This window comes from Microvirga terricola, from assembly GCF_011777495.1.
In the GTDB taxonomy this organism is placed as follows: domain Bacteria; phylum Pseudomonadota; class Alphaproteobacteria; order Rhizobiales; family Beijerinckiaceae; genus Microvirga; species Microvirga terricola.
Genome location: NZ_JAATJS010000004.1, coordinates 380,487 through 394,753 on the forward strand (window position 1 = coordinate 380,487; position 14,267 = coordinate 394,753).

At 63.5% G+C, this 14,267-nt stretch carries 11 protein-coding genes; 8 read left to right on the forward strand and 3 right to left on the reverse strand.

Features of this window, described 5'->3' with window-relative positions:
• Positions 1-25 precede the first annotated feature (25 nt).
• A complete protein-coding gene (locus tag HB375_RS13930; RefSeq protein ID WP_167673590.1) occupies positions 26-973 on the reverse strand; it encodes an aspartate carbamoyltransferase catalytic subunit in 948 nt (315 codons plus the stop codon).
• Between the two features lie 155 nt (positions 974-1,128).
• Here HB375_RS13930 and HB375_RS13935 point away from each other — a divergent pair, with 155 nt between their 5' ends.
• The 3 genes from HB375_RS13935 to topA all read left to right on the forward strand — a co-directional run bounded on the left by HB375_RS13935 (position 1,129) and on the right by topA (position 6,359).
• A complete protein-coding gene (locus HB375_RS13935) occupies positions 1,129-1,815 on the forward strand; it encodes a phosphatase PAP2 family protein (RefSeq protein ID WP_167673591.1) in 687 nt (228 codons plus the stop codon).
• A gap of 49 nt (positions 1,816-1,864) precedes the next feature.
• Complete coding sequence (locus HB375_RS13940; RefSeq protein WP_167673592.1) at positions 1,865-3,520, forward strand: isovaleryl-CoA dehydrogenase; 1,656 nt, start codon at positions 1,865-1,867, stop codon at positions 3,518-3,520.
• A gap of 136 nt (positions 3,521-3,656) precedes the next feature.
• The gene (gene topA, locus HB375_RS13945) at positions 3,657-6,359 is read left to right on the forward strand and encodes a type I DNA topoisomerase (RefSeq protein ID WP_167673593.1); all 2,703 of its coding nucleotides are present in this window, start codon (positions 3,657-3,659) and stop codon (positions 6,357-6,359) included.
• A 36-nt stretch (positions 6,360-6,395) separates the two neighbouring features.
• On the opposite strand, the gene HB375_RS13950 is transcribed toward topA, so the two are convergent.
• Positions 6,396-6,929, reverse strand: a complete 534-nt coding sequence (locus HB375_RS13950; protein WP_167673594.1) for a GNAT family N-acetyltransferase — start codon at positions 6,927-6,929, stop codon at positions 6,396-6,398.
• Positions 6,930-7,017: 88 nt separating this feature from the next.
• On the opposite strand from HB375_RS13950, the gene HB375_RS13955 reads away from it, so the two are divergent.
• The 4 genes from HB375_RS13955 to HB375_RS13970 all read left to right on the forward strand — a co-directional run bounded on the left by HB375_RS13955 (position 7,018) and on the right by HB375_RS13970 (position 11,205).
• Positions 7,018-7,551 (forward strand): MgtC/SapB family protein, encoded by a 534-nt coding sequence (locus HB375_RS13955; RefSeq protein ID WP_167673595.1) that lies wholly within the window; start codon positions 7,018-7,020, stop codon positions 7,549-7,551.
• A gap of 324 nt (positions 7,552-7,875) precedes the next feature.
• Positions 7,876-8,283: a heme-copper oxidase family protein gene (locus HB375_RS13960; protein WP_167673596.1), complete on the forward strand. Its 408-nt coding sequence runs from the start codon at positions 7,876-7,878 to the stop codon at positions 8,281-8,283.
• Between the two features lie 221 nt (positions 8,284-8,504).
• Positions 8,505-10,571, forward strand: coding sequence for a DNA topoisomerase IV subunit B (gene parE / locus HB375_RS13965; protein WP_167673597.1), 2,067 nt, complete (start codon positions 8,505-8,507; stop codon positions 10,569-10,571).
• Positions 10,572-10,815: 244 nt separating this feature from the next.
• On the forward strand, positions 10,816-11,205 hold the full coding sequence (locus tag HB375_RS13970; RefSeq protein WP_167673598.1) for a hypothetical protein: 390 nt from the start codon (positions 10,816-10,818) through the stop codon (positions 11,203-11,205).
• Between the two features lie 3 nt (positions 11,206-11,208).
• Here the strand turns inward: HB375_RS13970 and HB375_RS13975 are convergent, their stop codons facing one another.
• The gene (locus HB375_RS13975) at positions 11,209-11,781 is read right to left on the reverse strand and encodes a hypothetical protein (RefSeq protein WP_167673599.1); all 573 of its coding nucleotides are present in this window, start codon (positions 11,779-11,781) and stop codon (positions 11,209-11,211) included.
• Positions 11,782-11,960: 179 nt separating this feature from the next.
• Between HB375_RS13975 and rnr the strand changes: the two genes are divergently transcribed.
• The gene (gene rnr, locus HB375_RS13980) at positions 11,961-14,261 is read left to right on the forward strand and encodes a ribonuclease R (protein ID WP_167673600.1); all 2,301 of its coding nucleotides are present in this window, start codon (positions 11,961-11,963) and stop codon (positions 14,259-14,261) included.
• The last annotated feature ends 6 nt before the right edge of the window (positions 14,262-14,267 follow it).

Below are 14,267 nucleotides of genomic sequence, written 5' to 3' on the forward strand. Positions count from 1 at the left end.
CCTTCACCGGAGAGGATTTCAAGCATCATCTATTCGGCAGATGGCTCGCGAGAGCCTCGAGCACCGCCATGCGCACGGCGACACCCATTTCGACCTGTTCGCGGATAAGCGATTGCGCGCCATCCGCGACTTCGGACGAAATCTCGACGCCGCGATTCATCGGGCCCGGATGCATCACCAGCGCATCCGGTTTCGCATAGTTGAGCTTTTCCTGATCGAGCCCATAGAAGCGGAAGTATTCCTTCACGGACGGCACGAAAGAACCGTTCATGCGCTCGCGCTGGAGGCGCAGCATCATGACGATGTCGGCGTCTTTCAGGCCTGTCTTCATGTCCCGGTGCATCTCGAAACCGAGACGCTCGATGCCGGGCGGGAGAAGCGTTGAGGGCGCGACGAGGCGCACGTGCGCGCCCATCGCGGCAAGCAGGATCATGTTGGAGCGGGCGACGCGCGAATGCAGGATGTCGCCGCAGATCGCCACCGTCAGGCCCGCGATGCGGCCCTTGTTCCGGCGGATGGTGAGCGCGTCGAGGAGCGCCTGCGTCGGGTGCTCATGCGCACCGTCGCCGGCATTCACGACAGAGCAATCGACCTTTTGGGCCAAGAGATGCACCGCCCCCGCCGCATGGTGGCGCACGATGATGAGATCGGGCCGCATGGCGTTGAGCGTCGCCGCGGTGTCGATCAGCGTTTCGCCCTTCTTCACGGAGGAGGACGCCACCGACATGTTCATCACATCCGCCCCGAGGCGCTTGCCGGCGATCTCGAACGAGGATTGCGTGCGGGTGGACGGTTCGAAGAAGAGGTTGATCTGAGTCCGGCCCCGGAGGGTCGTTTTCTTCTTCTCGACCTGCCGGCTGACCTCGACTTTCTCGTCAGCCAGATCGAGCAACGCCTTGATATCCAAAGGCGAAAGCCCCTCGATCCCGAGGAGGTGACGATGGGGGAAGGCGATGGGGTGCGCGTCTTTCATCTTAAAGAGATCGCTATAGGCGCAGATGGAGATAGCGGCAAGCGGGGTCTTAGGCTTAGAGCCCCTTATCCGCGAAGAGCGCTCTCGCGGGACTGCGATATTGACACGCTAAGCGCTTCCTTGACGCGTTCCTCATTCCGACCGATGCAGGAGACATGAAACGCCACGCTTTCCTCCTTGCCGGATTCGTCGCCCTTGCCCTGTCCGCAGTTGCCAAGGCCAAGGACAAGCCGCATCTTTCGGTCAGAATCGACGCGACGCAAATCGGCCAGCCGCCGGATCAGGCCGCGACCGCGCGCGATCTCGCGACCGTCCTCGCAACCCAGTCCGAGCGGACACCCGACCGCGAGGAGCGCGCCATTCGCGACGCCAAGCAGACCCTGGCGGGCTTTCTCAAAGGCATGAACACCGATGTCGACAAGCGTGAGCTGAAGAAAGCGAGCCGCCTGTTCAAGGAAGCGACAGCCGCGCTCGAAGAGGCGTTGGCGCCAGTCAAAAGCCACTTCGAGCGCCCTCGCCCGTTCCGTGCCAGCGCCGAGATCAAAACCTGCGCGACCAACAAGCTGCCGCCGAGCAGCTCCTTCCCCTCCACCCATGCTGGAACCGGCACACTGTTCGCCGCCCTCCTCGCCCATGTGGCGCCTGAGCGAAAGGCAGAGCTGGAGGCGCGGGGCCTCGATTACGGCTGGAGCCGCGTGGTTTGCGGCTTCCACTACCCGTCCGACATCGAAGCTGGGCGGAAGGGTGGTCGTCTCGTCGCCGAGGCGCTTTTGAAAGATCCGACCTTCACGAAGCGACTTGATGATGTCGCGCCCGCCTTGAGGAAGGCACTCGGGCTCTGATCCACTCCCGAGATGTGGCATAATCCGGCGGCGAACGCGGAGCCGCCCCATGAACGTCTCGCAGCCCCATGGTACCGACGACGTCTTCAACCAGACGCCGCCCTTCGTGGACATCAACCTGATCGCAACCGACCGGCCCCTGCTCGATGCTTTGCTGGCGAACGGGGTCGATCTCGATGAGGAAGGACTGTCCGTCTTCGGTCAGCACTGGGGGGCGGCGGAGCGCTTCGATTTCGGGCGGCTTGCCAACGAGAACCCGCCGAAACTGCACACGCACGATGCACGTGGCTACCGGCTCGACATAGTCGAATTTCACCCGGCCTATCATGTGCTCATGCAGGCGAGCATGGAGGACGGCCTTCACGCATCGACCTGGGACGAGGCCGAGCCCACCAATCTTGTCAGCCAGGGCCACGCGGCGCGTGCCGCGCGGATTTACACGGTGTCCGGCGTCGAGGCCGGCCATGTCTGCCCGCTCACCATGACCCACGCTTCCGTCGCCGCGCTCGGCGAGGCTCCGAACCATCTGAAGGAATGGCTGCCGAAAATCCGCACGCGGGAATACGACCCGCGCTTCATCCCCTTCTGGGAGAAAAAATCCGCCACCCTCGGCATGGGGATGACCGAGAAGCAAGGCGGCACGGATGTCCGCGCCAACACCACCCGCGCCGATCTTCTCAACGGCGACGAATATGAGCTGACCGGCCATAAATGGTTCATGTCCGCCCCGATGTGCGACGCCTTTCTGGTGCTCGCGCAGGCACCGGGCGGACTGACATGCTTTCTCGTTCCGCGCTTCCGCCCCGATGGGTCGCTCAACGGCCTTCACCTGCAAAGGCTGAAGGACAAGCTCGGCAACCGCTCGAACGCATCTTCGGAAGTCGAGTTCGAGCGCGCCTTCGGATGGCGCGTCGGTGAGGAGGGACGCGGGGTGCGCACCATCATCAATATGGTGCAGCTGACCCGCCTCGATTGTGCCGTCGCCTCCGCCGGGCTTGTGCGGATGGGGCTGGCGCTCGCCCATCACCACGCGCAGCATCGCAGCGTCTTCCAGAAGAAGCTCATCGACCAGCCGGCGATGCGTGCGGTGCTGGCGGATCTCGCTTTGGAAAGCGAGGCCACGACGGCTTTGGCCCTGCGACTGGCGCGCAGCTTCGACCTTACCCAAAGCGACCCGCACGAGGCGGCCTATGCCCGCCTGATGACGCCCGCGGCCAAGTTCGGCATCTGCAAGGCGGCTCCGCGCCTGCTCTACGAGACCATGGAGAGCCTTGGCGGCAACGGCTATGTGGAAGAAAGCCCCCTGCCCCGTCTCTACCGCGAGGCCCCGGTGAACGCGATCTGGGAAGGCTCGGGCAATGTCATCGCACTCGACATTCTGCGCGCGGAAAACCGAGAGCCGGAGGTTGCGACCTCGGTTCTCGACCGTCTCATGAGCGAGGTTGGAACGCTGCCGGGCGCGTCCGACGCCGCGCGGGACATCGTGATGGCGCTCCATTCGCCGGAGGCGGAGGCCAAAGCCCGGTTGATCGCCGACCGGCTCTTCACTTTGGCCGCAACCGCCGCGCTCGCGCGCTCGGCCCCGGCCGACATTGCGGAAGCCTACGCCCTCACCCGGCTGGCCTCTCCGGCCCGGTTGCCGGGCGCGAACGACTTGGGCTCCGCGACCAAACCCTTGCTGGACCGGGTTTTTGCAGCCATATAACCGCGTTGCGCGGCGAGTCGATTTGACTCGTTGGCCATCATACCCACTTATCCCGCCTCTTGGCGGTCAGGGTTGACCGCCGGTTTTCCCGTGACCATCGAGCATCCGCTCGGGGCCGCTTTTAGGAAGTCGTTCCATGAAGGTCCTCGTCGTCGAGTCGCCTGCCAAGGCCAAGACGATCAACAAATATCTCGGCAAGGACTACGAGGTCCTGGCGTCCTTCGGGCATATCCGCGACCTGCCCGCGAAGGATGGCTCGGTCGACCCGGACGCCGATTTCCGCATGATCTGGACCCTCGAGGATCGGGGCGCGAAGCGCGTCTCCGACATCGCCAAGGCGGTCAAGGGGGCCGAAAAGCTCATCCTCGCCACTGACCCGGATCGCGAAGGCGAAGCGATTTCCTGGCACGTTCTTGAAGCGCTGCGCGAAAAGAAAGTGCTCAAGGACATCCCCGTCGAGCGCGTGACCTTCAATGCCATCACCAAGGACGCGGTGCAGACCGCCCTTCGCCAGCCGCGCGAGATCGACCAGGCCCTGGTCGATGCCTATCTCGCCCGCCGTGCTCTGGACTATCTGGTCGGCTTCAATCTCTCGCCGGTTCTGTGGCGCAAGCTGCCGGGCGCGCGCTCGGCCGGGCGTGTGCAGTCGGTGGCTTTGCGCCTCGTCTGCGACCGCGAGTTCGAGATCGAGACCTTCAAGACGCAGGAATACTGGTCGATCCTGGCGACGCTTGCCACGAAGGACGGCGGCGTGTTCGACGCCCGCCTCGTCGGCGCGGACGGCAAGAAGATCCAGCGCCTCGATATCGGCAACGGCGAACAGGCCGAAGCCTTCAAGCGCGATCTGGAACTCGCGACCTTTTCGGTGGCGAATGTCGAGGCCAAGCCCGCCAAGCGCCACCCCTACCCGCCTTTCACCACCTCGACCCTGCAGCAGGAGGCCTCGCGCAAGCTCGGGCTCGCTCCCGCACAGACCATGCGTATTGCGCAGCGGCTTTATGAGGGCGTCGATATCGGCGGCGAGACGGTTGGCCTCATTACTTATATGCGTACCGACGGTGTCGACGTCGCTCCGGAGGCCGTGCAGGCCACTCGCCGTGTGATCGGCAAGGAATACGGCGAAAAGTACGTGCCAGGCGTACCGCGCAAATACACGACGAAGGCCAAGAACGCGCAGGAAGCACACGAGGCCATCCGCCCGACGGACATGTCTCGCCTGCCAAAGTATGTCGCGAAATATCTCGAGCCCGAGCAGGCGAAGCTCTACGACCTCATCTGGACCCGCATGATCGCAAGCCAGATGGAATCGGCGGAGCTTGAACGCACCACCGCTGACATCACGGCGCAGGTCGGCCCGCGCAAGCTCGATCTCCGCGCCACCGGCCAGGTCGTGAAGTTCGATGGCTTCCTCACGCTCTACAACGAGAGCAAGGATGACGAGACGGACGAGGAGGAAGGCCGCCTGCCGCCGATGAAGGCCGGCGACCCGCTCGAGCGCCGCCGCATTCTCGCCAACCAGCATTTCACCGAGCCGCCGCCGCGTTACTCCGAGGCGAGCCTCGTCAAGCGCATGGAAGAACTCGGCATCGGACGGCCTTCGACCTACGCCGCCGTGTTGCAGGTTCTGCGCGACCGCGAATATGTGCGCATCGACAAGAAGCGCCTCGTCCCCGAGGACAAGGGCCGCATCGTCATCGCGTTCCTGGAAAGCTTCTTCCGCCGCTATGTGGAATATGACTTCACGGCGGATCTGGAGGAGCAGCTCGACCGCATCTCCAATCACGAGATCGATTGGAAGCAGGTGCTGCGCGACTTCTGGCGCGACTTCTCCGCCGCCATCGGCGGGACGAAGGAGCTGCGCACGACGGAGGTGCTCGATGCGCTCAACGAGCTTTTGGGTCCGCACATCTTCCCTGACAAGGGCGACGGCTCCAATCCGCGCACCTGCCCGACCTGCGGCACGGGCCAGCTCTCGCTCAAACTCGGCAAGTTCGGCGCCTTCATCGGCTGCTCGAACTATCCCGAATGCAAATACACCCGCCAACTCGCCGCTGCCGGCGTGAGCGGCGAAGGCGAAGGATCGTCTGAGAACGGCGGCACGCCGGGCGTGAAGGTGTTGGGTGATGATCCGGAAACGGGCCTTCAGGTCACGCTCCGCGATGGCCGCTTCGGCCCCTTCGTCCAACTTGGCGAAGGCGACAAGCCGAAGCGCTCGTCCGTGCCTCGTGGCACCTCGCCCGCTTCCGTCGATCTGGAAAAGGCGCTCAAGCTTCTGGCACTGCCCCGTACGGTCGCGATGCACCCGGAAACGGGCGAGCCGATCCTCGCCAATATCGGCCGCTACGGGCCGTATGTTCAGCACGGCAAGACCTACGCCAATATCGGCAAGGACGATGACGTGTTGGAGATCGGCGCGAACCGGGCCATTGACCTCATCATCGCCAAGGAAAGCGGCGCGGGCGGTTTCCGTCGCGGCGCAGCTGATCCGGGCCGTCCGGTGGGCGAGGACCCGACTTCCGGCAAGTCCATCGTAGTGAAGGCTGGGCGCTTCGGTCCTTATGTCACCGATGGCGAAACCAACGCCACGCTGCCGAAGGCCGTGACGGCGGAGGCCGTGACGCTCGAGGAGGCTATCGCCCTTCTCGCCGCGCGTCGCGCAGCTGGCCCGAGCAAGAAGGCGCGAGGCCGCAAGGCTCCAGCCAAGAAGGCGGCCGCCAAGGCTCCTGCTAAGAAGGCTGCGGCCAAGAAGGCTCCCGCGAAAAAAGCGCCGGCGAAGAAGACTGCCACCAAGAAGGCCGCAGCAAAGAAGACCGCGGCAAAGGCAAGTGCTGCCGATTGATGTTGCAGTTTCGGGGGCGCTCGGCGCCCCCGCTGCTCACGCGGCGATCAAACGCTCGAGATCATCCCAGGCATAGATGATGTTTTCCGAGCGCCACAGAGGTCCGGGGTCTGTGTACCGGTCCATCGGCCTGCCTCCCAATGCCTCGTAAAACGCGATGGCCGGATCGTTTCCGACCACGACACCGAGAGCCGCGCTCGCATAACCGAAGCTGCGCAGGTCGCGCGCCAGCGCGGCGAGAAGCCGTCGGCCGATGCCTTGTCTTTTACAGGCGCTATCCACGTAGAGAAACTTGATCTCGCCGCGCGATCCAAAGGCCTCGCTCGACGGTGCGCCCGCCAATCCGAAACCGGCAATACGCCCCCGTATTTCAGCCAGCAGCACCGATTTCTCGCTCGACGGCATCGCCAGAATGTCCCGCCAACGAGAAAGCCGTGCAGCTTCATCGAGCGCCTGAAAGGCCGCTTCCGGAGCAAGATGGCGGTAGGTTTCGCGCCACACTTGGGCATGCAATCGCGCAATTGCCTCCGCGTCGCCCTGTTGCGCTCGGCGCAGTGCAACCTCGGTCATATCTCTCCCCGTCTTTCGATCTTTGTCAGGATGCCCAACCGTCTCGTATGATGTCGCAAGACGCACCTTGCCTCACACGAGCGAACCGATGGAATGGCTTTTACCGAAGCTTGCTGCCTATGAAAGCGACATCACCATTCTGCTACGCCTCCTGGTCGCGACGTTCGCGGGAATGGTCATTGGCCTGAACCGCGACCGGCACAACAAGCCTGTCGGAATGCGGACGCTAGCGCTTGTCTCGCTCAGTGCCGCAGCGGTCGTGCTCTCCGGCACAGTCTTCGGCGAGCACTTCCAGCAGGATGCAGCCAGCCGCGTGATGCAGGGCATTCTCACCGGTGTGGGCTTTCTCGGCGCGGGCGTGATCATGCGTGGCAAGGACACTTTTGAGGTCCACGGTCTCACGACCGCTTCCACCGTCTGGATCGCCGCGGCGCTCGGCATTACGTCCGGGCTCGGCGCCTGGTTCATCACCTTTACGGGAATCATCATCGCCCTGCTGCTTTTGACCGTGGGCAAGCCGCTTGAATACGCCCTGATACGGATGCTCGGGGGTCCGGATCAGGCCGGATCAGAAGGCGACCCAAAGAGCGCCGGCAGCGACCAAGGCCACAATCAGCCATAATGCATTTGAGGAAAGCGAACGGCTCTCGGCCGCCGGCCTGGCATCCGGCTCGTTGAAAGCAAAGGCCTCTCCGGCCCCGCGGGCTGCGCGAGCAAGGTGCAGGTTCCGTGCGGTACCGATGATCCGTGTCGTCAACGCCGAATCTCCCTTTTGCTAGCCTCAAGCTTAAAGGCGAAACGTGAACGATAACCAAACGGTTCCTGTGAGCCCGCCGACGAGAGTATGCGCAAGCGCACATTGCAAAGCTCTAACCTTGCGTAACGTTTCTACAGCACACGATGCGTGCTATAGAATTCACTGCCAAGTTGGCACAGGGGGATCATTATGAAGGCAAGTTCACTCTTCCTACGAACAGGCGCTCTCGCAGCCCTTTGCGGCATAGCCCTCGGCATCTCGATGGCCATCGCGCAGGACCACACCCTGCACAGCGTCCACGCCCACATCAATCTCGTGGGCTGGGCATCGATGTTCCTCTTCGGGCTTTACTATCACGTCGTCCCGGCGGCGGATTCGAAACTGGCGAAGATCCACTACTACGTCGCCCTGCCCGGCTTCCTGGTGATGATCGCTGGCGTCACAGGCATCCACCTCGGCAAGCCGGAGATGGAGCCTCTGGCAGGCGTCGGTTCGCTCCTGACCCTCGCCTCGATGCTGATCTTTGTCTGGAACGTCTTCGCGACAACCAAGTCGGTTGCGGCCTCGAAGCCGGCGGTCGTCGCGACGGCCCGCTGATCCTCGTCGCATCCGCCTTTTTTCACAAGGCTTTCCTCCGGGAAATGCCTAAGAGCCCGACGTGCCGTTTTGGCCGTCGGGCTTCTTGCGTTATGAGCCCCTGAATTGCCTAAAAAGCTTGTGACTGGACGACGCTCTTTTCGTTTCCGTTTCGTTCACGTATGAGTTTCAGGATGGGTTATAGTGCAAAGAAACGCGAATCATCCCGGACCAAGGTCCCAATGACTGATAATGACGATCTCTTCGGAGACGGCGAAGCTGCGCCCGTGAAGCGCGCCGCCACCCCCGCAAAAGCTGCTACCGCCAAGGCCGCCCGCGCCACCGCGCCGCAAGGCACGCCGGGCGAAAGCGGCTATGACGCTTCAGCCATTGAGGTGCTGGAAGGCCTGGAGCCCGTGCGCCGCCGCCCCGGTATGTATATCGGTGGCACGGACGAGAAGGCCCTGCACCACCTCTTCGCCGAGGTGATCGACAACTCGATGGACGAGGCGGTCGCGGGCCACGCAACCTTCATCGAGGTCGAGCTTGAGGAAGGCGGCTGGCTCTCCGTGATGGATAACGGGCGCGGCATCCCCGTTGACCCGCACCCAAAATTCCCAAAGAAATCGGCCCTCGAAGTCATCATGACCACGCTTCACGCGGGCGGTAAGTTCGATTCGAAGGTCTATGAGACCTCGGGCGGCCTGCACGGCGTCGGCGTGTCGGTGGTGAACGCGCTCTCCGAAACGCTGGAGGTTGAGGTCGCGCGCGGACAGACGCTCTATCGCCAGGTCTTTTCGCGCGGCGTCCCGCAGACCAAGCTGGAAACCCTGGGCAAGGTCCACAATCGACGCGGCACCAAGGTGCGCTTCCTGCCCGACGAGCAGATTTTCGGCAAAGGCGCTCATTTCCTACCCCGCCGCCTGTTCAAGATGGCGCGCTCGAAGGCCTATCTCTTCGGCGGCGTCGAGATCCGTTGGAAATGCGCCTCCTCGCTGCTCGAAGGCGTCGATGGCGTGCCGGCGGAGGCCACGTTCCGCTTCCCCAACGGGTTGAAGGACTATCTTGTCCACGACATCGACGGCAAGGAACTGGTCACGGACCAGATCTTCTCGGGCAAGATCACCAAGCAGGGCGGCCACGGTTCGCTCGAATGGGCGGTCGCCTGGATGGCGGACGAGGATGGCTTCTCGTCTTCCTATTGTAACACCGTGCCGACGCCGGAAGGCGGCACGCACGAAAACGGCCTGCGTATCGCGCTCCTGCGCGGCCTGCGCGATCATGCGGAACGCGTCGGCCAGCAGAAGCGCATCGCCCCGGCAACCACCGACGACGTGATGGCGACCTGCGCCTCCATGCTCTCGGTCTTCATCCGCGAGCCGGAATTCCAGGGCCAGACCAAGGACAAGCTGGCAACGCTGGAGGCGGGTCGCATCGTCGAGGCCGCAATCCGCGACGCGTTCGACCATTGGCTTGCCGCCTCGCCCCAGCAGGCCAACAAGCTGCTCGACTGGGTGATCGACCGGGCCGAAGAGCGCCTGCGCCGCCGGCAGGAAAAGGAAGTCGCGCGCAAGACCGCGACCCGCAAGCTACGCCTGCCCGGCAAGCTTGCCGATTGCTCCAATGCGGGCGCGGCGGGCTCGGAACTTTTCATCGTCGAGGGCGACTCGGCAGGCGGTTCGGCCAAGCAGGCGCGCGACCGCAAGACCCAGGCGATCCTGCCCCTGCGCGGCAAGATCCTGAACGTCGCCTCGGCAGGCCGGGACAAGCTGCACCAGAACCAGCAATTGTCCGATCTCGTCCAGGCGCTCGGCTGCGGCATGGGCTCCCAATATCGCGATGCGGATCTGCGCTACGAGAAGGTCATCATCATGACCGACGCAGACGTGGACGGCGCGCACATCGCCTCGCTTCTCATCACCTTCTTCTATCGCCAGATGCCGCGCCTCATCGATGCCGGGCATCTCTATCTGGCGGTCCCGCCCCTCTATCGCCTCTCCCACAGCGGCAAGACTGTCTATGCGCGCGACGACGCGGATCGGGACAAGCACCTCAAGACCACGTTCAAGGCTAACAGCAAGGTCGAGATCGGGCGCTTCAAAGGTCTCGGCGAGATGCTACCGGGTCAGTTGAAGGAAACCACCATGGACCCGAAGAAGCGGCTGCTGCTCAAGGTCTCGGTCGATCCCGACGAGCGACCCGAAACCGGCGAAACGGTGGAACGCCTGATGGGCAACAAGCCGGAAGCGCGTTTCACTTTCATCCAGGAACGCGCCGCCTTTGCCGACGAGGCGGCGCTGGATATCTGAAAAATTGCGAAGGCGCGGAAACATTTTTCCGCGCCTTTTCGTTTGAAAATGCACTCAAACCCTTTCGAATTCTTGGCTTTTTTGTCTGCAGAAAATTTTCGTAAAATTTTTTGAATCCCCCTTGGAACCTTTCTCTCAACTCCTACGTTAATAGGCATCACCGGCTCATTCTGCCCCCACGGGCCGGTCCCTACAAAGGCTCCGCGAGGAGCCTTTTTTTTATCCCGTATTCAAGGACGGCTTGATGAGGCCCTCCATCCTCGCCTATGCCGGGGCCATGAGCCGTCCTCCGAAATTGGTCGCTGCCCTCGCCGCCCTGACCGTCACCGCGATTGCGAGCGGGTTCCCGCTCGCCACCGCCCAGGAAAGCAAGTCCCCAAGCTGGCCCGAGGTGAAGTGCGCCCGCTACAAGAAAGCATGGACGGACGCTCTCGCGGTGCGCGGCACGAAAGGGCTCGGCCGAGAATTCCTCGACAATCACGAGACCTTCTTGGCGTCGGGCTGCACGGACCGTCCCCCGGTCTGCCCGCAGACAGACGAAGAATTCGCCCTCGCCAACATGATGGTCGTCGCCGCCATGAACGCGGGAACGGCGAGCACCTTCCCGCCCTTTTCCTGCCGGAAGGGAGGCTAGGCCCTAAGAGCCCGCCTTCGGCTTCTCGGTGATGTCATAGGTGCAGGCAAAAGCCGCAGCAGCGACCCGGTAGGTATCGGTGGGGTTCGTGGGGTCCTGCACGATGGCGTCGCCGGGTTTCGCGACCATAGCCTCGCCCCATGGAGCCATGAAGCTGAACGGCCCTTCCGAGGCAGAGAGGATCACATAGCGCATTGGCACACCGTTCGGGCGGTAGGCGCGCCACCCATCCGCATCCGCCTCGCTTTGGGGAGTCCCATACCGCTTAGCAAAGGAAGCCGCCTTGACGAGATATTGCTCGTTGCCGGTCTCGGGGCAGCGGTTGCGCACGACCATATCGCCGCTCTCGGCGGGCTTGCTCTTGGTCTCGATTCCCTCCGACCGGATGATCGTCACCACCACCTCGCCGGACGTTGCCGGCTTGGCGTCCACGATTTTGGTCTTCTGTGCCACGCCCGCACGGCCCCCTTCCGCCGCCTTGGCAAAGAACGCCTTCACGTCGAAATCCTGCGCCGTCGCAGGCCCCGCCAACAGAGTCAGCACAAAAGGCAGGCAGAGGGAGTAACTGAGACGCATGGGGTCCTCCTGGGCAGCGCTAGCTGCGGTCAATTTGATGCTCACTGACAAGCTCACGCAAGCCCTATCCCATTCCTATATTGCTCCTGCATGACGCCCACTAGCGGCGACCTCGCGTGCATGCGACAAAGCCGCGATATGAGAGCGTTCCCATCGGCGCGCTGCAAAAAGATGTGACCTTGGCCAAACGAACGAAACAAGCCTCCCCCGCTCTTCCCTCCCGTGAGGACATCGTCGCCTTCATCGCCAAGGCTTCCGGCAAGGTCGGCAAGCGTGAGATCGCGCAGGCATTCGGCATCAAGGGCGGCGACCGGATCTGGCTCAAGCAGATGCTCAGAGGTCTGGAGATCGAAGGCGTGGTCGACCGGCGCGGCAGGAATGTCCACAAGGCGGGCCAGTTGTCCGCAGTCGTGCTGGCCGACATCAAGAAGCGGGACCGGGATGGCGAATTGATCGCCGAGCCGACAGAGTGGGACACCGAGGAGCACGGCCCCGCGCCCACCATCGTCATCATGCCCTCGCGCAAGCCACGCCCCGGAATGCCGGTGGCGGGCGTCGGCGACCGGGCGCTTCTGCGCGTCGAGCCCCTGAAGCCCGGCGACATCCACCACTATTCCGGCCGCGTGACCAAGATCATCGCCAAGCAGCGCGCGCAGCTGCTTGGTATCTTCAAGGCCATTCCGGAAGGCGGCGGGCGGCTGATCCGCGTCGACAAGAAATCACGCGAGCGCGAACTCCTGATCCGTCCCGGCGACGAGGAAGGCGCGCAGGATGGCGATCTCGTCGCGGCGGCGCATGTCAGGCACGGCCACTTCGCCCTGCCCCACGCCAAGGTCAAGGAACGCCTCGGCTCGGTCAAATCCGAGAAGGCCGTGAGCCTGATCGCGGTCCATACCCACAACATCCCGAACGTCTTCGCCGCTGACACGCTGGCGGAGGCGGAGCGCGCGGAACACGCCTCGCTGAGCGGGCGCGAGGACTGGCGTCATGTGCCTCTCGTCACCATCGACCCGCCCGATGCCAAGGACCACGACGATGCGGTCCATGCGGTGCGCGACGAGGACGAGAGCAACGCCGGCGGCTTCATCGTCACCGTCGCGATTGCGGACGTAGCGGGCTATGTGCGCCCTGCTTCAGCCCTCGACCGCGAGGCGCTGGAGCGCGGCAACTCAGTCTATTTCCCCGACCGCGTCGTGCCGATGCTGCCGGAGCGGATTTCCAACGACCTGTGCTCATTGCGCCCTCACCAGCCGCGCCCGGCGCTTGCCGTGCGTCTTGTCATCGGCCCGGACGGACGCAAGAAGAGCCACGCCTTCCACCGGGTCATGATGCGCTCGGCCGCGAAGCTCTCCTACCAACAAGCCCAGGCCGCCATCGACGGGCATCCCGACGAGGTTACCGAGCCGATCCTCGACTCGATCCTAAAACCTCTTTGGGCGGCCTATGCCTGCGTGAAGAAGGCCCGCGACATCCGCGAACCGCTCTTCCTCGACCTGCCCGAGCGCAAGATCGAGCTCAAGCACGACGGCACGGTGGACCGGGTTTATGTCCCCGAGCGACTGGAGGCGCATAAGCTCATCGAAGAGTTCATGATCCTCGCGAATGTCGCGGCGGCGGAGAGCCTGGAGAAAGCGGATACGGACCTGATCTACCGCGTCCACGACGAGCCCTCGCTCGAAAAGATGCGGGCGTTGAGCGAAGTGCTCGCCTCCATCGGTCTCAAGCTGCCGACGCAAGGGCCGATCAAGCCGGAATTATTCAATCGCATCCTGCGCAGCGTCGAAGGTTCGGAGCATCAGCTTTTCATCAACGAGGTGGTGCTGCGCACGCAATCGCAGGCCGAGTACTCCGCCGAGAATTACGGCCACTTTGGCCTCAATCTGCGCCGCTACGCGCATTTCACCTCGCCCATCCGGCGCTACGCCGACCTCATCGTGCATCGTGCGCTCATCGCCGCGATGAAATTCGGCAAGGACGGGCTGGCGCCCCACACCACCCGCGCAGAACTGATCGAGGTCAGCGCCAAGATTTCCGGCGCTGAGCGGCGTGCCATGGCAGCGGAGCGGGAAACCAACGACCGCCTGATCGCCCATTTCCTCGCCGACCGCATCGGCGCATCGTTCGACGGACAGATTTCCGGCGTGACGAAGTCCGGCCTGTTCATCAAGCTCGACGAGACAGGCGCGGACGGTTTTGTCCCGGCGGGAACCATCGGCGCCGACTATTATCGCTATGACGAAAGAACCCATTCGCTGCGCGGCGAGCGAACGGGCGAAACCTATCGGCTGGGCGACCGGGTGCATGTGAAGCTCGTCGAGGTCGCGCCCGTCGCCGGTGCGCTGCGGTTCGAGCTGCTCTCAGAGGGCCGCTACAGCCGCAAGCCGCAAGGCGGGAAAGGTGGGCGCGCGCCTAAGTCGTCTCGACAGACTCGCCGCGGGCCGCCAAAGGTGAAGGTCAAGCGCAAGAGCCGCACCCGTTAAGGAAGC